This window comes from Paenibacillus glycanilyticus (assembly GCF_030161375.1).
Lineage (GTDB): Bacteria > Bacillota > Bacilli > Paenibacillales > Paenibacillaceae > Pristimantibacillus > Pristimantibacillus glycanilyticus_B.
In genome coordinates, this window is the sequence record NZ_BSSQ01000028.1 from 72,298 (window position 1) to 93,813 (window position 21,516).

The window sequence follows — 21,516 nt, forward strand, 5'->3', positions numbered from 1 at the left end:
ATAATGGGAAAGCGATGATTTATAATACTCTTCTATAAATCATCGAAGCGACAACAAGTCCTACGGCAACGCCTGATACTGGCGCCACAACGATGATACTAATAGCCGGCAGGCTGCTGGCATTTAACTTCAAGCCGGTTAGCAGCACCACCCACAACGATACAACCATCCAATACATCCACTTCTGTTGGGAAGGAACAGCGACAAAACCCTCAGTCTCCGGAACACTTTTGAACAATTTATATAGAATCGTCAGGAATACGGCAAACAGTCCGAGCAAAGAAAAGCTGTATTGCAGCATTTTATACAAAGGGAGATTTAGCAGAACCGTTTGATTCAGAACATCCAAATGATGGACAAAATACCCTCTCTCATGCGTAAATCCGTCGACCAATAGATGTGTGTAGAACCCGATCACTACGGATATCAAGTAATAAAACCATGCCGTAAAACTTCTCCTGCTCCAGCGATTTAACAAGCGATAAGCACGTTTGTCCAGATGAAATAGAGAAGGCAAATGCAAGGCGAGTGGTGTTTTGATGACATAATGAAACAACAACCCCAGCACAATACTAAGCGGAATTACCTGTAATAGAAGCCCAAGGAAGGTATGCCCAATCGTCTGATGCGGTTCCAAGTGGATAAAATATTCTAAATCCGGCCCCATGCTCCCCAGCACGAGACCCGTTGTGCTTAATAGATTGCGGTTCAGGTATTTCAATGGATAAGCAAATATCGGATGAGCTAACGTATAAGGCATTCCATACGGCCCCAATCTATTCGAAAATTCATACAAGGTTATAGACGCCCAAGAAGGGAAAAGGTTACAAAAATATATAATCTTTGTTAGAAATCAAGAGGAAAAAGCCGACTATCTCTAGGAGACAGCCGGCTTCATTTGGTTCATTTGTTGTTCTGCAGGTTAGAACATGGAGATTAATCTGTACAAAATCGTTGCCGCTTCCGCGCGCGTTGCTGACTTCTCCGGATAATAATAGCCTTCCGGCGTTCCTTTGACCAATCCGGATTTCAGCGTTTGCGCCACAGCATCAACTGCCCAAGCCGCAATCTGGCTATGGTCCTTCAGATCCGCAAGCTGCTCTATGTTAGCCGGCTGGGTTTTCTGGGCAAAAGCCAGCGCATTAGCTGCTGTCACAGCCAGCTCTTGTCTTGTAATCTTGTCATTGGGGCGGAAGGAACCGTCCGCAAAACCTTGGATAATTCCCGCATCCGTAGCAGCCGATACGGCATCCGCATACCAAGCTCCGGCCGCTACGTCCTTAAAGGCCGTTGCCGAGCTGCCGGCTGCAAGGCCAAGCCCGCGGGTCAGCATAGCCACCCATTCCGCACGCGTTAATGATTGATCCGGAGAGAACTGATCCTCCCCCTCCCCGTTTAGAATAAAGCGGGAAGCGAGATTATTGATTTCTTTTTCAGCCCAATGGCTTTTTGTATCCGCAAACGTTCGATTGGCAGCTAATACGGCATAAACGCTGTTATGATTTGAACGAATAACAGCTGTAACGTTGCCGGCTGCATCGGTATTAAACGTCGTTGGCACCGGACTCAGAGAGCCGTCCGTACCGATGACAACGCCTCCGGTTGGCTGCTGTGTCGTTGTTCCAAGCGGGATCGTGCGGGTCACGAACTGTTTGCCAAAGCTTGTTACCTCTTGCCAAGTCTGACTGCTCCCTACCCATACGTTGAACTGAACGGGAATCCCGACCAGCGTACCGTTCCGTTGCTGGATGGCCAGCTGCCCGGCTTGTTTCACTGCATCGGACGCAGGACGGATGCCAATGCGGAGCTGTTGTCCGTCAACTGCTGATCCGCTAAGTACAGCTGCCAATGGAAGCTCATACGATCCAAGATTGGACTTGACGACAATCGTCATCGCGTTGTTGCCCTTGAGAAGCGCAGCAAGCGCAGCTGCCGGGAATTCAGCCTCAAGATTGTCTTGTCCATTGAGATCGGTCAAATCTATCGTAATGCTCTCTGTCTTATTGCCTTGGGCTGCACTCTCCAATAGTGCCGCATCGATCTTAACTACCGATGCCGACCCGCCAGCAGGAGTCGTCCCCGTTACCGGTACAAAGCCGCGGATGGAAGCTTCATTGCCCTTCGTTGTTACGGCAGGACCATTCGCGCTGCTTCCGCCGGTTGACGGCGTTGATGTTCCGCTTGTTACGGTTACGGTTGCCGCAGCAATAAATCCGCCATCTTCCGTTGCTACGGTAATTTCAGCCGTACCAACTCCCGTCGCCGTTACGACGCCATTCACTACCGTAGCAACCGACGTATTGCTGCTGCTCCAGTATACGTTATGGTTTTCCGCATCCACGGGCTGGACCGATGCTGTCAGCGTACCGGTCTTAGCAGCGGTCAGATTAAGAGAAAGTTGTGATGAATCCAGCGAAACACCCGTTACTCCAACGGTAGCATCCGGATAACGGTATACCTCGAAATCATCAACGGCTGCCCAGTTACCGGCTTTTGCGTCGGAGAATACGCCAATCTGCAGTTTGCCGTTTGTTACTTCAATACGGTCAATCGCAAAAGGAGTATACACGCTGCCGCTTGCGCTTCTCATATCCTTGCTGAGTTGCGGAGCGTTGTCGCCGTAACCAGATACCTCAAGCTGGAACTTGTTTTGTCCTCCGCCTGTTCTTGCCCAAACTTGAACTTTGTATATGCCGTTTGGAACGGCAAGCACTTGGTAGTTCGATTGCTGGTAAGCCGAACCGGACCAATGCGTCATTTTATATTTGCCGCGCGGATTATCGCTATCGATGGAGGAAGCATTCGATTGCGTTCCGGGATGCCATTCCTGCCATGGCGCTAGCGTAGGTTTGCCTGCGGAATCTGTCGTCTCGAAGTTCAGGTTGTTATCCGGGAATGGCATTAATACGCTTGCTACGGTTGGCGTCTCGGTGACCGATTGGCTAGCCGCCGATTCGTTGCCGGCCTGGTCCACCGCTTTTACCGTAAACGTATACCGCGTGCCCGCTTTCAGATTCGTCACCGTATAGACGGAGGAAGGCGCTGGATCAACCGATGCCCTTTTGAAACCGTTCACATAAATGTTGTACTTCAGGAAATCCGTCTCGACGTTAGGCTCCCATGCGAGTTTTACCTGCTCGATTCCAGGCTCAGCGGTTAAACCGGTTGGCGCTGCGGGGGCGACGTTATCCGAACCTGCTGCGGTTGTGGCGTTAACCGAGCCACTTGCCGCAGACTCCCCTTCAGAGCTGAAGGCTGTTATCCGGTATGAATAAACCTGATTGCCGCGAAGGCCTTGATCTACATAATTCGAAGCTTCGCCGTCAGCGAGTCCAATAAGCCGGTAATCCGGATAGACACCGTTAGCCGTTGCTTGCGAATCCGCTGTAGAGCGGTAAATTTTATAACGGGCTGCATTTGCAGCCAAAGTCCAGGATAACTTGATGTTATGTCCGTCCAAGAGCTCGGCGCCAACGCCTTGGGGTGTCTCGGGCGGGTTAGTCCCTTGCGCTGCCATAGGAGCTTTCGTTATTACCGGCGTTAATTCCACGTCGTCGAACGCCGCCCACTCGCCGCCTTTATTGCGGGAATGAATACCCAGCTCGACTTGACCGTTTGTTACTTGAATTTCAGGAATGGCGATTTGCGTCCATGAGCCTACGTAAGCCGTTGTTGCGGCAGGTACGCTAAGATCTGAACCGCCATATTTTTTCGCTTCCAGGCTTATGTTCGTATCGCCGCCCTTCTGATACCATACAGAAGCTTTATACGTCCCGTTTGGCACCTTCACCGTACGGTAGGTTGTTTGCTCATAAGGCGTACTGCCGCCTAAATAATGAGTTAGCTTATACGAACCGGTTCTTGGATTATCCCGATCCGCTTTCTGGGCAGAAGTTTGTCCGTCAGGGGTCCAGCCATTCCATCCGGCTAAGCCGCCTTCTTCGAAGCTGCCGCCAATGTTCATATAGTTATAACTGCTTTGCACATAATCATAGGAGAATTGGAACCAGTTTAAGTTAATGTTGCCGCGGAAAACGACAAACAATTTGTGCTTGCCGGTTACGGCTTCCGTCTGGGCGGCTTTGGTAATCCAGGCACCTGCCGTATCGGTAAGCTCGACTCCCCCAATATAAGCGCCATCCGGGCGATCGAGCCGGAACTCTATGCTGCCGCCACCTTGCGACGCTGCTCTTGCTTTTACGCTTGCCGTACCGTTCAGAAACTCGACATTGTCAAAAGCGATATAGTTGCCTTCCGCCGAAGATGCGACGGATTTACCGCCGCCGGTATCTGTCGTCACGGCTGTCGCGATGCCTTGCATGTCATTGTAATCCTCGGCTTGCAGCGCGGCGTAAGGACTAATTGCTGCTGCTTCATCCTGCGTGCCGGTCCATACAAAGCTCGCTACGGCTCCCGCGGGAAGCGTGTACTTAAAGCTTTGCGATCCATAGCGCACTTTGAACTCCTGCGGCTGTTTGGAAGAGTTTAGGGCGATCAATACTTTAGAGCCGTCCTCATTGATGTACGCAACATCCTCGATGCTTCCAGACCCAAAAGTATTGGATTTAATCCGCTGAGCTCCCGGCAGGACAAATTTACTCGCCTGGCCAAACGCGTAGAACTCTTCGTTAAATTTCACTTCGTCCGTTGCGCTGTCTACCGTGACGATCCCTCGGCAATCCGAACATCCGCCAACGTACGGACCGTGCTTCTCGTCAAGCGCAACATTCCACTTGAGCGATGTCCGCGCCCAGTTGCGGGTAGCGCCAATGATCAGGTTTTGCGTATCCCATAACACGTTGCCGGCAAAGTCAGGCGAGAATTCGCCGCCGGAGCTTTCCGTGAAATAGATGTCTTTGTCCGGATGCTGATCATGGACAAGAGACTGGGAATTTACATTTCCTGCATATCCATGGAATGCGGAGCCGGCAATATATTTGTTCGCATCCGGGTCATTCAGAACGTTTATCGGATAATCCGGTTCGCTCCAGTTATGATCCCAGACCACGATTTTGGTATCGATATTAGCATCCTCGAAGGCTGGGCCCAAATAATCTTTCACGAATTTCGCCTGATCCTCCGGTTCCATCCTCATCCCAGGATAATCACCGGGCTCGAAATGAGGTTCGTTCTGGAGCGTAATGGCATCAATCGGAATACCTTCCTCTTCGTATGCCTCTATAAACTTAACAAAGTACTGGGCGTATACCCCGTAATATTCGTCTTTCAACTTCCCTTTTATCGAAGAGTCCGTTGTTTTCATCCAACCCGGCGCGCTCCAAGGCGTTCCCATAATTTTCAGATCCGGATTAATCGCAAGCGCCTGCTTCAGTACCGGGATAATGTATGCGCTATCATGTTTGATCGAAAAATGCTCCAATTCCGGATCGGTCTCTCCCGCAGGCATGTCATCATACGTATAAATGCTGGTTGCAAAATCGCTTGCGCCCATAGGCAGTCGCAAATAACTAAATCCAACGCCGTCGCCTTCACGGCTAAACAACTTGTTCATTAGTGCGTCTTTCTCTGCATCCTTCATCCGGGAAATGACATAAGCCGATGAGTCCGTTAGCGAACCGCCAAATCCGTCAATCGTTTGGTATTTCGTACTTTCATCTACATCAATCGTAAGCTGGGCCGGCGCACCGTTTGTTTCGAATGCGATATCCGGCTGTTTGGTTAACAAATTGCTTTTATCGCCTGTCGTCATCCATACGCGGACCGGATCCCCCGGCGCTGCCGTTACGGCTGGCACGGCAATCCCCGTAAAGCTGGTGACAATAAGTCCTGTAGCCAACGTTTGAGCCGCCATCCGTTTCCATTTGCTTGCTATCATGCATCAAGCTCCTCTCAAGAAAAGTGATTCAACATACGATTACAATGTAAATCTGCTAAACTTGATTTCCCTCAGATTAGTCCCTCCACCTCCTTGTTTGACAAGAGATCCCCACGAAGTTATAACCAGATGCTTTCTGAAATGGATAATAGCATGAATTGAAATCGATTTCAATAACCTGATTAGAAACAATTTAATCGCTTTCATAAACAAACCACTGATTTACAGGATTAAAAACTTGGTTCATCGTCTATTTTGTTTATTAAATATTGAAATCGATTTCAAACCAATAGGTTATTCTCGTCTTCTTATGTATCGTAACATTCGCTGATTTCTCTATTATTAAACAAAAAAACGCCTATCATAGGCGTCTTCTAGGTTTATCAGGTTCCGGCTGTACCCGCGCTGCTTGCTGCTTTTTGAATGGCATGCATGCCGATGATGACGGCAACAAGTTCATAAGGATCAAGAAATTCACATTGATTGTCGAGGACAAAAGCACCCGAAGATAGCCATCCGTTCACTTGCTTGAACTGAGCGACTACATTCTCCGACTCGTCTATAATGTCATACTCTCTCGAGAATGCCGGAGATATAATCTCGTAATCACCGCGTCCAATCGTCTCATAGGAATATTTCTTGGAGAAAAACGATAGCCTGCTTCTCAGAACGCCTACTTGCTCTTCATCCGCGCCGCTCACTTCCCACTTCCCGGAGAAAAACGGGAATCTCCCGTTATACAGCAATTGGCCTTTGGAATCATAGATATCGATGGCTGAGCTAAATGCGCTTCTCATATCCAGATGTCCGATTTGATTCTCTTGCTCATCCAAAATTTCCGTCGTTCCGGCATTCCAGAAATTTTCCCGAAAGTATAATTGCAAGTTAGCCGCCCCTTCCTTTTATTACAAGCCATCCTTCTACAACATATTCCCTTTTATGTTAAATAAAACGGGGATACAAGCCAAAATGTTTCACTTTTCTCCAAATAAAAATCGACGCCCCGCAGGAGCGTCAATGATTGTTGTATTATCCGATTTTTATGATGACGATGGATGCATTGATGATTGGATTTCCAAGAATCGTAGCGTTTAATACGACGCCGCCACCTGTATCGTCAAACCGGTTCAGCGTTAATGTCGTACCAGACCCCAAACTTGCTATAACCTGGCCCGTATATGGATTTGCATTATTTGGACTGCCGTAATTGCTTCCTGCTACTAGCAAGGAATCGGCAAATAATGCGAACACGCTAATTCCGGATCCAGGTTCTATCGGAGCAAGAGGAGAGATTTCCCACACGATACTATAAACGCCGTCCTCTACAATAGTGATCGCTGAAGGACCCGAGAAAGTCAAAGCCGTACCGTTAATAACGGAGTTATTAAACGATACAGCCCCGCCTTCTCCTCCGCCTTGCGGGCCGCTGGGAATGTTTTGTTCTAACGTGCTGCTGACGAATAAAGAAGAAGGAATAAACGGAGGTCCTTCCGGTCCGGTCGGTCCGGTTGCGCCAGTTAGGCCGATTAGCCCCTGAGGGCCTGCGGGACCCGTTGCGCCCGTCGGGCCAGTTGGACCAGTCGAGCCTGCTGGACCTGTTAAGCCGGAAGGACCTGTTAAGCCTGTTGAACCGGTTAGACCTGCCGGACCTGTTAAACCGGAAGGTCCGCTGTGTCCTTGAGGCCCTTGAAGACCCGTAGCACCTTGAGGTCCCGGAAGGCCTTGAGCACCCGGATCTCCCGAAGTTCCCTGAGGTCCTCGCGGGCCTCTGGTTCCTTTAATAATTTTTTTCACGATTATTTTACGGCAGCATCTTTTATGACGCTTTTTGCCAACATGTTTACGGCGTTTCTTGAGACAACCCAATACCAGCACCTCCATATGTGATGCAATACCATATGAAGTTAGCGTGAAAGATTTTGGACTTGTACCTACTAGGTTTGTCATCTAGCAGAAAATGGTTCATTGCCTCTTGTAATCTATCTAATTCGTTTCTTTGCCATAAATAGAATGACTGCCTGCGGCTTTCTAATGGTACCGCCAAAACGATCAATTGTTTCCTTCATCTCGTCAAACAATTTACCTCGAATATCATCTTGGACCAGCCGATGTCTGGAGTTTGTATTTAATAACGCGATATACTCGGTGGCGGAATAGGCATGCTCCCATCTGTACGTTTTGACCTCCAATTGTTGAAATAGCCCTTCCTTCACCGTTAGTTGCGTTCTCGCTTGAATCGTTTCCTCCATGGTGGGATTTGTGGAATCGTCGAGCTGCGGAGCATATTTTCTGTAGATCTCCCGAATCTGAACGGACATCTCATCATAGCCAGGAACATGAACCGTCCAGAAAAAGGCCTTATTCCCTTGAGGCTTCAGCACATCATATACTTTCCGGTAACCAAGCTCTTGCGGCTGGATAAAATGAAAAGCCGTCCCCGAAATCGCCAAATCAAATCTCTCATTCCCGCTATCCCACGATTCGAAGTCGGATTGAATAACCTGAATACCGGGTTTATGCTTGAATTTTTCTCTCGTAAATGCCGCCAGTTGATCTCCAAGCTCGACGCATGTGATCCGCCCGAATCCATTATGCACGAATCCGCTTGTCGCCTGCCCCGTGCCGCATCCGATCTCAAGAATGTGATCCGAACTCTTCAAATTTGCGAAATTCGCGATATCAACAAATAACTCGTCAGGATAGTTAGGTCTATATTTGTCGTACTCCGCAACCATTTCGTTAAACAAATGTTTTCGTTCCATGACACTACCTCCTAATTACCCTAAAAGTGAGTTCCAGATCTATCCAATGTCGCTTTCCATGTTAGGTATTAATTTTATTCTTATACTTTCAAAAGCAGCAACTTTCTCCTGTACTTCTGGAGTATGAAAGTATTCCGCGCTTTTTAGCATGTAATCCTCTAAATAATCCATTAATGCTTTGTTTTGAGAACTTTCGCTTCTGACTTTTTCAAGTTCTCCGGTTATTTCAGCTATAATTTCTATCCCATTCCGTTCTTCATCTGTTAATTTATTAAAGCTTATATATAGTTGTTCATCTTCAATTGCAATCGAGTCAGAATTATTCTCATACAAATAATCAAAAAACGACGAAAAATTAGCAAGCATATCAAAGATGTTGGGGTCAGTACTTATACTGCTAATCTGGTTGTAGTTTTTAAAAGAAAATAAAGGTCCATACATCAGCGTTAATTCTCGATGCATATTACTTAGTTCTTGGAAATCTCTCGCCAAAAAATTAACCGGTCTTCCTACCTCGCCAAAGTATACTTTTCTATCCGTGATTACTCGTGTAAGTGACCGATCAATGGAACCCGTATTATAATGTGACAGATAATTGCTTAAAGCAACGTCAACGGCAGTCTCATAATTCTCTTTCTTTTGATTATTACGGTGATTAATTACATTCATGCTTACGGATATCATTAACAATATAATGGCCAATATGGCTATAACCTTGTAGCTTTTCAATATTTCGCCCCCCTTATCTCTAATAACTTTGTATTGTGGCCTGAACCCGTTGTCGCTCATATCTTCGCTTTTCTTATACGTTCCAATCATTGGAAAGTTCTGCAACAATCAAGAAGCCTAAAAAAGAAAAAATCCGCATTACGCGGATTTTCTCATCATTTTGCTTATTAATATTAACCCAGTCTATACAAAGCCGCACCATGCGGAGCAATAACAGCGGATAATGTCTCGGTCCGCGTTCCCAAAACCTCACCGCTCCATAGGTTCTGTACAAGAGCTTCGCCATCCAGTCCCAACTCGCGCAAAGTGACGGCCACCTCTGCCTCTTCTTCTCCCGTATTGAACAAAGCAACATAATGTTCTCCATCGCTGCCTTGCGCCGACCAGACGACACGGTCTCCATCACGCGACACCTGCCGCGCCCCAAAGCTGGTGCGGTGCATATGCAGCACTTCCCGGTTCGTCAGCAGCGACAACGTCCACTCGTCATTATCCCGCATCTCGCCGCCCATCATTAGAGGAGAACGGAATATCGACCATAACGTCATCATCGTTACTTGCTCGTCCCGAGTAAATCTGGTCATTCTATCCGGATGGGAGCAGCGAACCCCTATGCGGCCAAGCGGAAGCATATCGCAATCGGGCCAGCAGCCCGGCTTCGGGCGTCCTTCCCACGTTTTGCAGCGGTCGAACATGTCGAGGAGAAGCGGCCAGCGATCCCAGAAATCGTCGGTCATCCGCCACATATTAGCGTTATCCTCCAGGAAATCGGCATGTTTGACTGGCGCGGGCCCCGGGGAAAGACTCAGTACAATTGGACGTCCAACATGCTCGATAGCCTTACGGATCAGCTCGATCTCTCCCAAGTGGGCTCCGCCATGCAGCCAAGAGTCAGCGATATCATCCACTTTAATATAATCAACGCCCCACTCGGCATACAGCTCGAAGAGAGAATTATAGTACTCTTGCGCGCCTTCCTTGGAAGCGTCAACCCCATACATATCCGTATTCCAGCCGCAGAAGGAACAGGTGTGGGCAATGTCCCGGGCCGTAACCGACGTGCCTTTTATAGGCGTGTTGTCGTGAACGGCTTGGCGCGGAATCCCCCGCATAATATGAATGCCGAATTTCAGCCCGAGGTTATGTACATAATCCGCAAGCGGCTTGAAGCCTTGACCGCCATCGGCGGACGGGAAGCGGTTAACCGCCGGCATCAACCGCGAATAGGAATCCATCTCCAATCTGACGAAAGGACGGTATAAGTCAGACACGGCGCCCGGTTCATACCATTGGATATCCACAACGACATATTCCCAGCCATAAGGTTTCAGATATTCCGCCATATAAGCCGCGTTCCCGCGAACTTCTTCTTCTCTTACGGTAGCGCCGTAACAATCCCAGCTGTTCCACCCAAGCGGCGGAGTTGGGGCAAATGCATGATGGTTCATAGAGACCTCCCGCTTTCCATTTCATAAGAATGAATTGCTTCCATGTCTCTATATTAATCGCAATTAGAATACGCACTCTACAGTAATCTAGCTTCAATTATAGCAATATATTGCGGTTCCCGAATTACAACAAATCGAAATACACACGGTTATAGACAAGCTGTCCTTTACCAGAGCGATAATGGCCCGGCGTCTCTCCCGTTATTTTGCGGAACCATTTAATGAAGTAGCTGCCGCCCGAATAACCAACTTGCTTGGCAATCCGCTCCACGCTCCACTCCGTCTCTTGCAACAGCCTCATTGCTTCCGTAATCCGAACTTGGTTTAAATAATCATTTGGCGACAAACCAACCGATCTGGTGAACAAACGAAGCAGATGGTATTTGGATAAACCAAGTTGTTCCGCCAATTGATCGAGGCTGATCATATTCTTGAAATGTTCATCGATATAAGCAACCGCTTCTTGTACTTTAAGCGGCCAATCGCGGGCGTGCTCCTCCGGAGCGAGCGCAAATCGGCACAACTCCGATATAAACTGAAACACAAAAGACGAGGCTGTAAACGGATCTTTGAGCCGGCCGGACTTTGCTTCCTCCCACATGTTGTGCAGTAGACGAATAGGCCGGCTTCCTTGAGGCAAATGAGGCGTTTCCCCTAGCTGACGCTTTACTTCCTCCCAATTCGGAAAAATAATCGTCGGCCGCATTAACACAAAGATGAAGGACCAACACGTGCCGTCAGTTGGAAAATGATAGCGGTGATCGCCAGGAATCTCCGTCATAAAAGCTTGTCCCGCCCTAATCCGGCAGGATTGCCCGCCATTCTCATAACAGCCTTCCCCGTCCAGCGTGTATTGAAATAAGAGAAGCGGTCCATCCGTTCGAATCAACCCGTCCCAATAATAGTGAGGATCTTGAACGATGTCTTTGCCGATCGCAAACAATTGGCACAAAGCTAATTGCTCCGGCGTCGTAAACCGGAAGCCATACGTGCCCGTTTCCGCAAGCGGATCCGTTGCCATAGCCATCTCCCCTTCTGCTAAAGATCCCGTTTATTCCCTTCATTCTCGCGGTAATTCCCCGGAGTAAGCCCGTTCATCTTCTTAAATATCGCATGAAATGTCGTCTCGCTCTGATAGCCCACCAGCTCTCCAATTTCCTTCACCGGACGATCCGTCATTAGCAAATACCGCTTCGCGGCCTCCATTCGGCATCGGATCAGGAACTGGATGACAGACATGCCAACCTCCTGCTGGAACAAATGCGATAAATAATATTTGCTGACTAACGTAATCTTGGCGAGCGAATCAAGAGTGATGGGCAGTTGGTAGTTTTCTTCCATATAACTCCTTGCCTTCATAACGGCCGCTTCCGCAGGTTTGAAGGAACTTCGTTCCTTGAAATCTCCCGCCAACTGGCGGTTCAGCTGCACGAGGAGCAAACCAAACCAATGATTCGCGGCTGTGAGAGATTCCGGCTTCTCGGATTGGAATTCCGCATGGCATTCCCGGATCACAACCGCGAGATCTTCAGCTTTATTTCCAAGATTAATAATCGGCCGTTTATCGGGGGTTAGAAAAAAGTCTTTTGGACAATTTTTCGCCTGCAAATTTTTAAACGCAAAATAAGTAGCACGAAACGGATAATGCGTAGACAACTCTTCATGCCAGATTCCCCGATGATAGAGCAAGACGGTCCCCGCTTCGATCTTATAAGTCAAATCGTCAATCACAAAGTTGCCTTTGCCTTCTTCTATAAAAAGCAGTTCGCTATACGTCTCGTGGCGATGAAGCGGATGAAGAAAAGGATTTGACTCGTCGCATAGAAACTCCCCGCTTGCAATTAATGAAGCCGAACTTAGAAACCGTGAGGTAATCTCCACTGTTATTCCTCTCATTTCGCAAGAATGAATAGCCTGATTCGCAAGAACAAGGATTGAGAACAGGCTGAAACTCCGGTATTTTCAAGTTAGCAAACGTATACAATTATCTAAATCTATTTCGTCGTCTTTTGCAATAAGCAATAGTAACGAGTGCAGGAGGTTTCCCAATGACCGAGTTCACAAAACGAAAGCTCTCGGATGATCCATACGAAGCATGCGCCGTATTTGACGTTAATAATGACGGGATATCAGACATTGTAAGCGGAGCTTATTGGTATGAAGGTCCCGATTACGCATTGCGGCATCCTATCTGCGACGTGGAAGCAATCGGCGAATACCATGATGATTTTTCGGATTATCCAATGGATGTAGACGGAGACGGCTGGATGGATCTGATCACCGGCTCCTGGTTTACCGAGACGCTAAGATGGCGCCGCAATCCGGGAAGGAAAGACGAAGAGTGGGAAACGATTGATATCGACCGCTGCGGCAATATCGAAACGATCCGTTTCTATGATATCGACGGTTGCGGCGTGCCCGAGATATTCCCCAATACGCCAAATGAACCTCAAGCCTTCTATAAGCTATTGAGAGACGCTGAAGGCAAAGGCACCGGTGAATTTTTAAAGGTAGTTATTGGCGAAGCGCCTAGCGGGCATGGCATGGGTTTTGTTGATATTAACGGTGACGGGCGCATGGACATCGTGTTGAGTCATGGCTGGCTGGAGCAGCCCGAAGATCCTTATCAAACTCCATGGATGTTCCACGCCGAATGGTCGCTTGGTTCGGCCAGCGTTCCCGTGCTTGGACATGACGTTAATGGCGACGGTCTTATCGATCTGATCGTCGGACAAGCGCATGATTATGGTCTCCACTGGTACGAGCAACGCCAATCGGAAGAAGGAACGCGCAGCTGGATCCGGCATACGATTGACGATAGCGCGTCGCAATTCCATGACCTTTGGCTTGTTGATCTTGACCTCGACGGCGAACTGGAGCTTGTAACAGGCAAACGTTACCGTGCCCATAATGACGGAGATCCCGGAGCGCATGACCCGATCGGTCTTTATTATTACCGGGTGAATGGCGGTCGGTTTGATAAGTTCGTTATTGACTATGGCCCTGCGGGAGAGGCTTCGGGGACAGGCATTTATTTCTGGGTCCAGGATCTTACCGGCAACGGGTATCCGGACATTGTTGCACCAGGCAAAGACGGACTTTATCTATTCGAAAATAATGGACCGGCAAAGGAGTAAACCACATGAACAAAAAACTGCGCATTGGTTTTGCGGGCGTAGGCGGCATGGGACAAATGGCGCATCTGTCTAATTATGCTGTCCTGAAAGAGGAATGCGAGGTTGTAGCTATCGCGGAACCTCGGCGGGAGATGGCTCAACTGGTTGCCAGCCGTTATGGCGTGCCTGAATTATACGATAGCCATCTAGCTTTACTGGAGCAATCCAAAGTGGATGCGATTGTCGCACCGCAGCCATTCCGTAACCATCCGAATATGATCCCGGATATTTTGCGGGCCGGCATTCCGGTACTAACGGAGAAACCCCTTTGTCTCACGGTACGGGAAGGAACCAAGATGGTGCAAATCGGCGAACAAAATGGCGTATTGCATATGGTCGGCTACCATAAGCGGTCCGATCCTGCCGTCGAATATGCGAAGCGGATTATAGAACAATGGAAAGAAAGCGGCCATTTCGGCGACTTGCAATATATAAGGATTACAATGCCGCCGGGCGATTGGGTTAGCGGCGCCGATCAACCGCTGAGCAGCAATGAGCCGTATCCCCCGCTTAGACTAGAGCAAGGCCCGGATGGATATACGGGCAAGATGACGGATATGCTGGACAACTTCGTCAATTATTATATTCATCAAGTGAATATGTTCCGTCATCTGCTCGGCGAGAATTACCGTCTTACCTTTGGTGACCGCCGCGGAATCCTTCTGAACGGCGAGAGCGACAGCGGAGTTACGATTACTCTTGAAATGGCGCCTTATCATACCTCCCATGAATGGGAAGAACAGATCGTGGTCGGCTTTCGTCAAGGTTATATCCGCATAGATTTGCCTGCTCCGCTAGCACGGCAACGGGCGGGCAAGGTAACGATCAAGAAAGATAACGCCTCCGCTGAAGAAGCCATTACGTATGAGCCGATCCTGCCAAACCTTTCCGCCATGCGCAACCAAGCCCGCAACTTCCTCGCTGCCGTCCGCGGTGAGCGAGATGCGCCTTGTACGGCCAAAGAAGCGATTCAGGACCTTATCTTTGCGGAATCTTATATTGCCTATATGACTCGGAATTACCCGGACATTTAGAATAAAAAAAACGCTGCTGCGCCTGATGCGCAGCAGCGTTTCCCTATTTACAACGTGCTAAGCACAATGTTTCGCAGCTTGCGCGTAAGCGGAATGGTACCTGCATCCTTCTTCTGAATCATAACCAGAATCGTTAGATCCTCAGCCGGGAAGTTTGCGAAATAGACGCCAAGCCAGCCATCCCAGCCGTATTCGCCCGGGCTAGCCAATATGCCGGCGGTTGTTGTATCGACCATAACGCGCATTAGATTGCCGTAGCTATGGCCGGCTAACGTATGCCAATTCTCAAATGCAAGCTGCTGACGGGCATTTAGCGTTCCGGACGTCAAATATTCAACTGTTCTGGGACGCAAGATTTGAACGCCGTTCAGGCTGCCTTTGTTTAGCAGCATGGTCGTAAATTTAGCCGCGTCATCAATGGTGGATACAAGTCCCGCGCCGCCCGACTCAAACGCCGGGTTACGGTCCATTTGATGAATAATGCCCAGATGGTTGCCGGTGAAGAGGCTCATCCCGTCTGTTTCAGTGGCATACGAGTTAACAAGACGCGCTCTCTTTTCTTCCGGAAGCCAGAACCCGGTATCCAACATGCCGAGTGGTCCAAACATTTCCTTCTGAAGAAATTCGCCAAAGCGCATGCCGCTAACGACTTCGACGACTGCGCCAAGCACATCGGCCGACGTGCCGTAAGCCCAGGAGGTTCCCGGCTGGAAAGCAAGCGGGCCTTCGCCTAGCCTATTCATCGCGTCTACCGTTCCTAGCGGTTCGTCCCCTAACAACCGCGCGCCAATTTCTCTAAACAAAGCTTCCGTTGCTTGTCCGGCCGCATGGCTACCTCCGTATACCAAGCCGCATGTCATGTCGAGCAGATCATGAATATTCATCTCCCGCTCCACCGGAACCAATTCCCCGTCCCGTTCAAACTTCTGATTCTTGAAGCCGGGTAGGTATTGGCTTACGGAATCAAACAAATCGATCTCGCCGCGTTCCACCAGGATCATAACGGCGGTTGCCGTAACCGGTTTGGTCATGGAGTACAGGCGGAAGATCGTATCCCGGGATATCCGGCGGCCCGATTCACGGTCGGCTAAACCGTCTTCATGATAAAAAACTTCTTCGCCATTTTTAATGACCATGAAATTCGCGCCGGCCACTTCGTTGTTAACTACGCTTTTTCTAATCGTCGCTTTAATCTGGCTGATGGCTGTCTGATCTAGCATGTTGGATATTCCCCTTCTCTTAATAATAACGTCAAAATGGATAAGTTCGGTAATTCTATTCGCTGCCTGCAAAAGATTACCTTCTGCAATTAAGCGCGAAACAATCGGTATCGGCCGCCCGGAACCGTCTCAAACGCTATTGTGCCATCTTGATTTTGTTCCGCTATAACCTCGCCGTCTTCCGACTCAACGGATAACGGGGCATTAGCGCGTACTTTGCACAATCCGCCTGCTCCGGCAACAATTGTGGAGTTTAGCACCTTGCCTTCTTCCCATTGAATCGATACCTCATAATTGCCTCTAGCCCGCAACCCTTTCACATGGCCGGACGGCCAAGCATCGGGAAGCGCCGGAAGCAGATGAATAACGTTCTGATGGGATTGCAGCAATAGCTCTGCGATACCAGAAGTCGCCGCAAAGTTGCCGTCAATCTGGAATGGCGGGTGGGCATCAAACAAATTCGCATATACGCCGCCACCCTGATGATAATTTGTCTCGCCTGCGTCTACGAGCGTCAACAAATTGGCGATCAGCCCCCATGCGCGGTTACCGTTCCCGAATCTCGCCCATAATCCAACCTTCCATCCCAGACTCCAACCGGTGCCACCGTCTCCGCGAATTTCGAGCGAGCGCTCAGCTGCTTCCATAAGCTCCGGCGTATCTTGCCACGAGAATTGGCGGCCCGGATATACGCCGAACAAATGGGATACATGCCGGTGATGCTGGTCTTCGTCTTCGAAATCGCGGGACCATTCCTGCAGTCTTCCGTTAGCCGCAATTTGCAAAGGATGCAGACGGCTTCGCACGTCAAGTAAACCTTCCCTGAACGGCTCATCGATCTCAAGGATCGTGGACGCCTCAATCAGATTCGTAAATAGATCCCAGATGAGCGATAGATCCATTGTGGATGCCGCACTAACTCCAGCTAGACCACCCTCCGGTGTCTTAAATTTATGCTCCGGGGAGGTCGAGGGAGAAGTAATCAGATAACCTTCTTTATCTTCATGCAGCCAATCCAGACAAAATAAAGCCGCGCCTTTCATAATCGGGTACGCCTTCTCCCGTAGATACTTCTTATCCAAACCAAAAGCGTAATGCTCCCATAAATGCTGGCATAGCCATACGCCGCCCATCGGCCAGATCACCCAGATCGGATCGCCGTGCCCATAATCGCCAACCGGCGAGGAATGACGCCAAATGTCGCTGTTATGATGCGCGGTCCAGCCTGCTGCGCCATAATTCGTCTCTGCCGTCTTGTGACCGTTACGGGACAAGCCCTCAATGAAATCGAGCAATGGCGTATGACAATCCGCAAGATTACAAGTTTCTGCCGGCCAATAGTTCATTTCGGCGTTGATATTAAGCGTCCAGTTGCTGCTCCACGGAGCTCGGGTCTCCTCGTTCCAAATCCCTTGCAGATTGGCCGGTTGCGTCCCTGGACGCGAGCTGGCGATCATTAAATAGCGGCCATAATGATAGAGCAGTTCTACTAGACCCGGATCATTGGCTCCAAAATCCCGAATCCGCGCATCTGTCGGGTACTCAGGCGGAACAGCCGATTCCCCAAGGCTTAATTCGACTCGTTTGAATAATACCTGATAGTCCTCCGTATGTCTTTGAAGCAAAGCCTCATAAGAGAACTTCCCGGCATTCTCAAGATATCCGGCAGCTTCCGCCGATTCATCCTTGCCTTCCGTTCCGGGCAAGCGGTCGTAACCGTTAAAGCTTGTAGCCGCGCTAAAAATAAGCGTCACCGCCGTTGCGCCTTCCACGCGCAAACCGTCATGGCCATAAGTAGCTTGTCCGCCTTCAAGCTGTGCGGTTAGCCGGCCATCAAACCGCATCGCGTTTGCACTGCCTGGCTTGCCGTAACGGAGCGGCATGTCCGTCTCGTAATAACTTGGATCAACCTGCTCCGGCGCATCGCCTCTAAGAACGAGACAATTCTCTTCGAAAGCGGTCTCATATCGCAGCGGACTTTCGAGACGCGCCAGGAAATGCAGCTTGCCCGGAGCGCTTGCTTCAAGACGAAGCACGGCAACTTGGTCCGGATAGGAGACAAACAACCGTCTTGTGTAAATCACGTTGCCAATCTGGTATTCTACCGTTGAGGTGGCATCTTCGAGATGAAGCGCCCTCCGGTAATTTTTCATCGTGTTCCCGTGCAGAAACTTCACGTATAGATCCGCCATCGGCAAATAGGATTGCGTATACGGCCCCATCATCTGTTTGCATAACAAATCGGCTGCCGCATATTGCCCTTCCCCGATCAATCTTCTAACTTCCGGAAGCACGGTAGCCGCATGTTCATTATCGCCGTTGCGAGGCCCGCCGGACCATAACGTGTCTTCGTTTAACTGAATCCGTTCCGTTTCCGTTCCGCCGAACATCATCGCGCCCAGGCGGCCGTTTCCCGTTGGTAATGCATCCGTCCACTTGCTTGATGGACGATTATATTGCAGCTTCATCTATAATTGCTCCTTTACTCCCTTATTCCGTACAATCGCGCGCAGTTTTCTCCAAGCACAAGTGCTTGTTCCTCTTTATCGAATTGTTGCAAGTAGCTTTTCACTATATTTATCGTCTGTTCATAAGAACCGCTTAACGTGCAAACCGGCCAATCGGAACCAATCATCAACCTGTCCGTTCCGAAGCACCGGAATACTGTATCCAAATATGCGGTAAAATCTTCTTGCTTCCAGTTCCCCCAATTCGCCTCCGTCACCATGCCCGATAATTTGCAGTACACATTCGAATACGCCGCAAGCGCTGCCAAATCCTGCTCCCATGGATGAAATCGGCCATTTGCGATATCCGGTTTCGCCAAATGGTCAAGCACAAACGGCTGGTTAGGGAACTTCTCGGCGAGCCTGGCCGCATAAGGCAAATGTTTGGGGAATAGCAGAAGATCATAGGTTAAACCGTATTGTTCAAGGGCAGCAATGCCATTCATAAAGCTGTCTCTTAAGATGAAGCGTTCATCCGGTTCATCATGGACAACATGCCGGACTCCCTTAAGCAGAGGATGATTGCCAACCTTCTCTAACTGAATGCCAATCTCCGGGGAACATAAATCTACCCAGCCGATTACCCCCTTGATCTCAGGATGCTGAACCGCGAGATCCAGCAGCCATTCCGTTTCCTGAAGCGATTGTCTCGCCTGAACCGCAATAGAACCGTCGAATCCGGCCTTTTCCAGCAATGGCTTTAGCTGCTCCGGCATGTAATCAACCTGTATTGCCTTATGCCGATCGGACATCCAGTCATAATCCTGCTCATTATACTTCCAGAAATGCTGATGGGCATCGATTCGCATCGCGTGCTTCTCCCTTCCCTACGGCAACCGGATCATAGCTTTGATCACCTTGTTCGCCGGATCCAGCCACGAGTCGAAATGCTCGATCATTTCGCTAAACGGTACCTGATGCGTAATATAACGGTCGACGTCTATCCCTCCGGCACGTACAAAATCTACCACCTGCCGACAATCCGCTTTGGTGGCATTGCGGCTTCCCATAATCGTCAGCTCCCGTTTGTGAAACTCCGAGTCGTCGAAGGATAGATCGCCTTTTACCAACCCTACATATACTAGGGTTCCTCCATGGGCCGTGTAACGGACCGCAGCGGACATCGAATTGGCATTGCCGGTCGCATCAAATACGATAATTGGATATTGGCCGTTTGTTATGGCTTCCAGCTCAGCCAATGGATTCTCCAATGCGTTAACGGCGTAATCCGCTTTCACGAAGCTCGTGCAGAACGCCAGACGTTCGCTTTGGACATCCATGGCAATCACGATTGCGCCTTTCTGTTTCGCAAGCGCCATAATTCCAAGCCCAATTGGACCTCCCCCGATCACAAGCACCGTGTCGCCTTTTTGTAATCCCGACCGCCGGATCGCGTGTGCGCCAATACTGAACGGTTCAACAACCGCCGCCTGCTCCGGCGTTAATCCGTTCGCATTCAGCAAATGGGTAACGGGTACGGAAATCTTCTCTTGCATGCCCCCGTTCGCATGAACGCCTAGTACCTTCATCGCCGTGCAGCAGTTTGTCTTGCCCGCTAGGCAAGCCACGCAATCTCCGCAATGCAAATAAGGGATAACGCTGACTTGATCGCCTGGCTGAAGGCCTTCTTCGTTAGCTCCGATTTGTTCAATTATTCCGGACAGCTCATGCCCCAGAATACGCGGATATTGGAAAAAAGGCTGATTGCCCTTATAAGCATGGAGGTCGGTCCCGCAAATGCCAACTCTGCTTATGCGTACAATTGCTTCGCCTTCGGTAAAAACAGGTTCTTCCAGTTCCGCATAGCTGAAATGCCCGATTTGCTCGCACACGATCCCCTTCATGCCAAGTCCTCCCGTTGCCTGTTATATAATGGAATGCCGCTATCCCATGTCTCATCCCGTACAGGCTCAAGAATTGCCCGGACTTCCTCCAGCAACTCCTCGTCAATCTTTTCATCCACCCACTTGGCGTTGTTAACGATATTGGAAGGATTGGCCGTACTAACCAAAGTTGTTGGTATTTGTTCGTTCCGGGTCGAGAATTGCACCGCAAGCTTTGCAATATTCTCCCCTTGAGCCTCGCAATGCTCGGCAGCCTGCTTGCAAACAGCTTTCAACCGCTCGCTTGCCGGATGCCAATCCGGTGTGCCGCGTGTTCCGAGGAGTCCCATGGACAACGGAGAGGCATTCACAAGCCCGGTTCTCTTCTCTTCCAGCAAGGGCAGGATTCTCTCAAGGGTCGTATCGTTTAAGGAATAATGGCAATACGAGATGATAGCATCGAACTCAGCTTGCGGAAGAAACGCTTCAAACAAACCAAGCGGCAGGCCGCAAATCCCCGTATTTCGGATCTTTCCTTCCCGCTTTAATTGCCGCAAGGCAGGGATCGCTTCCTCATAGAGGATTGCAGGTTCTACAAATTCCGCGTCATGCAGGAATAAGATATCCAGATAATCCGTGTGCAGGCGCTGAAGGCTTTCTTCTACGCTAGCCATAATCGTGCTGCGACGGAAATCAAACGCATCCGGACCGTATCTCCCAGCCTTCGTCGATAGATAGAATTGATCCCGCGGGACCTGCTTAATAGCCTTGCCAAGTACGGTCTCTGCTTTTGTAAGGCCGTAATAGGGAGAAACATCAATGAAATTAATGCCTGCATCCAAAGCTGCGTGTACCGTCCGGATGCTCTCCCTATCATCCGTCGGTCGGAATACGGCACCTAGCGACGAGGCTCCAAAGCTAAGGACGGATACATCCATTCCCGTGTTGCCTAATGCTCTATATTTCAATGTGTCCTCACTC

Annotated in this window: 16 protein-coding genes; 2 read left to right on the plus strand and 14 right to left on the minus strand. The window is 49.5% G+C overall.

Annotated features, from left to right (window positions below):
- Window positions 1-19 precede the first annotated feature (19 nt).
- From QQK89_RS27940 to QQK89_RS27980, 9 genes are all read right to left on the minus strand, one after another.
- On the minus strand, window positions 20-760 hold the full coding sequence (locus QQK89_RS27940; RefSeq protein ID WP_284242048.1) for a DUF4184 family protein: 741 nt from the start codon (window positions 758-760) through the stop codon (window positions 20-22).
- 162 nt (window positions 761-922) lie between these two features.
- Entirely contained in the window at window positions 923-5,836 is a 4,914-nt protein-coding gene (locus QQK89_RS27945) for an S-layer homology domain-containing protein (protein WP_284242049.1), read from the minus strand.
- Between the two features lie 383 nt (window positions 5,837-6,219).
- Window positions 6,220-6,720, minus strand: coding sequence for a hypothetical protein (locus tag QQK89_RS27950; RefSeq protein WP_284242050.1), 501 nt, complete (start codon window positions 6,718-6,720; stop codon window positions 6,220-6,222).
- A 145-nt stretch (window positions 6,721-6,865) separates the two neighbouring features.
- The gene (locus QQK89_RS27955; RefSeq protein ID WP_284242051.1) at window positions 6,866-7,630 is read right to left on the minus strand and encodes a collagen-like protein; all 765 of its coding nucleotides are present in this window, start codon (window positions 7,628-7,630) and stop codon (window positions 6,866-6,868) included.
- Between the two features lie 185 nt (window positions 7,631-7,815).
- Window positions 7,816-8,598 (minus strand): class I SAM-dependent methyltransferase, encoded by a 783-nt coding sequence (locus QQK89_RS27960; RefSeq protein WP_284242052.1) that lies wholly within the window; start codon window positions 8,596-8,598, stop codon window positions 7,816-7,818.
- A gap of 39 nt (window positions 8,599-8,637) precedes the next feature.
- Window positions 8,638-9,327, minus strand: coding sequence for a hypothetical protein (locus QQK89_RS27965; protein WP_284242053.1), 690 nt, complete (start codon window positions 9,325-9,327; stop codon window positions 8,638-8,640).
- Between the two features lie 173 nt (window positions 9,328-9,500).
- Window positions 9,501-10,775, minus strand: coding sequence for a glycoside hydrolase family 27 protein (locus QQK89_RS27970; RefSeq protein WP_284242054.1), 1,275 nt, complete (start codon window positions 10,773-10,775; stop codon window positions 9,501-9,503).
- A gap of 124 nt (window positions 10,776-10,899) precedes the next feature.
- Window positions 10,900-11,802 (minus strand): helix-turn-helix transcriptional regulator, encoded by a 903-nt coding sequence (locus QQK89_RS27975; protein WP_284242055.1) that lies wholly within the window; start codon window positions 11,800-11,802, stop codon window positions 10,900-10,902.
- Between the two features lie 11 nt (window positions 11,803-11,813).
- Window positions 11,814-12,656 (minus strand): helix-turn-helix transcriptional regulator, encoded by an 843-nt coding sequence (locus tag QQK89_RS27980; RefSeq protein WP_284242056.1) that lies wholly within the window; start codon window positions 12,654-12,656, stop codon window positions 11,814-11,816.
- A 167-nt stretch (window positions 12,657-12,823) separates the two neighbouring features.
- Here QQK89_RS27980 and QQK89_RS27985 point away from each other — a divergent pair, with 167 nt between their 5' ends.
- Window positions 12,824-13,912: an FG-GAP repeat domain-containing protein gene (locus QQK89_RS27985; RefSeq protein WP_284242057.1), complete on the plus strand. Its 1,089-nt coding sequence runs from the start codon at window positions 12,824-12,826 to the stop codon at window positions 13,910-13,912.
- A 5-nt stretch (window positions 13,913-13,917) separates the two neighbouring features.
- Complete coding sequence (locus QQK89_RS27990; protein ID WP_284242058.1) at window positions 13,918-14,985, plus strand: Gfo/Idh/MocA family protein; 1,068 nt, start codon at window positions 13,918-13,920, stop codon at window positions 14,983-14,985.
- 47 nt (window positions 14,986-15,032) lie between these two features.
- On the opposite strand, the gene QQK89_RS27995 is transcribed toward QQK89_RS27990, so the two are convergent.
- The 5 genes from QQK89_RS27995 to QQK89_RS28015 all read right to left on the minus strand — a co-directional run bounded on the left by QQK89_RS27995 (window position 15,033) and on the right by QQK89_RS28015 (window position 21,503).
- Window positions 15,033-16,205, minus strand: a complete 1,173-nt coding sequence (locus QQK89_RS27995; protein WP_284242059.1) for a serine hydrolase domain-containing protein — start codon at window positions 16,203-16,205, stop codon at window positions 15,033-15,035.
- Window positions 16,206-16,294: 89 nt separating this feature from the next.
- Entirely contained in the window at window positions 16,295-18,673 is a 2,379-nt protein-coding gene (locus QQK89_RS28000; RefSeq protein ID WP_284242060.1) for a glycoside hydrolase family 95 protein, read from the minus strand.
- 14 nt (window positions 18,674-18,687) lie between these two features.
- On the minus strand, window positions 18,688-19,521 hold the full coding sequence (locus QQK89_RS28005) for an amidohydrolase family protein (RefSeq protein ID WP_284242061.1): 834 nt from the start codon (window positions 19,519-19,521) through the stop codon (window positions 18,688-18,690).
- An 18-nt stretch (window positions 19,522-19,539) separates the two neighbouring features.
- The gene (locus tag QQK89_RS28010) at window positions 19,540-20,556 is read right to left on the minus strand and encodes a zinc-binding alcohol dehydrogenase family protein (protein WP_284242062.1); all 1,017 of its coding nucleotides are present in this window, start codon (window positions 20,554-20,556) and stop codon (window positions 19,540-19,542) included.
- The gene (locus QQK89_RS28015; protein WP_284242063.1) at window positions 20,553-21,503 is read right to left on the minus strand and encodes an aldo/keto reductase; all 951 of its coding nucleotides are present in this window, start codon (window positions 21,501-21,503) and stop codon (window positions 20,553-20,555) included. Before QQK89_RS28015 ends, QQK89_RS28010 begins: the two co-directional genes overlap by 4 nt.
- Window positions 21,504-21,516 lie beyond the last annotated feature (13 nt).

Excerpts from the sequence above, each read along its gene's own strand:
- QQK89_RS27970 (WP_284242054.1), bottom strand. The coding sequence starts at position 10,775 with ATGAACCATCATGCATTTGCCCCAACTCCGCCGCTTGGGTGGAACAGC.
- QQK89_RS28000 (WP_284242060.1), bottom strand. The coding sequence starts at position 18,673 with ATGAAGCTGCAATATAATCGTCCATCAAGCAAGTGGACGGATGCATTA.
- QQK89_RS27995 (WP_284242059.1), bottom strand. The coding sequence starts at position 16,205 with ATGCTAGATCAGACAGCCATCAGCCAGATTAAAGCGACGATTAGAAAA.
- QQK89_RS27960 (WP_284242052.1), bottom strand. The coding sequence starts at position 8,598 with ATGGAACGAAAACATTTGTTTAACGAAATGGTTGCGGAGTACGACAAA.
- QQK89_RS27945 (WP_284242049.1), bottom strand. The coding sequence starts at position 5,836 with ATGATAGCAAGCAAATGGAAACGGATGGCGGCTCAAACGTTGGCTACA.
- QQK89_RS27940 (WP_284242048.1), bottom strand. The coding sequence starts at position 760 with ATGCCTTATACGTTAGCTCATCCGATATTTGCTTATCCATTGAAATAC.
- QQK89_RS27985 (WP_284242057.1), top strand. The coding sequence starts at position 12,824 with ATGACCGAGTTCACAAAACGAAAGCTCTCGGATGATCCATACGAAGCA.
- QQK89_RS28010 (WP_284242062.1), bottom strand. The coding sequence starts at position 20,556 with ATGAAGGGGATCGTGTGCGAGCAAATCGGGCATTTCAGCTATGCGGAA.
- QQK89_RS28005 (WP_284242061.1), bottom strand. The coding sequence starts at position 19,521 with ATGCGAATCGATGCCCATCAGCATTTCTGGAAGTATAATGAGCAGGAT.
- QQK89_RS27975 (WP_284242055.1), bottom strand. The coding sequence starts at position 11,802 with ATGGCTATGGCAACGGATCCGCTTGCGGAAACGGGCACGTATGGCTTC.
- QQK89_RS27990 (WP_284242058.1), top strand. The coding sequence starts at position 13,918 with ATGAACAAAAAACTGCGCATTGGTTTTGCGGGCGTAGGCGGCATGGGA.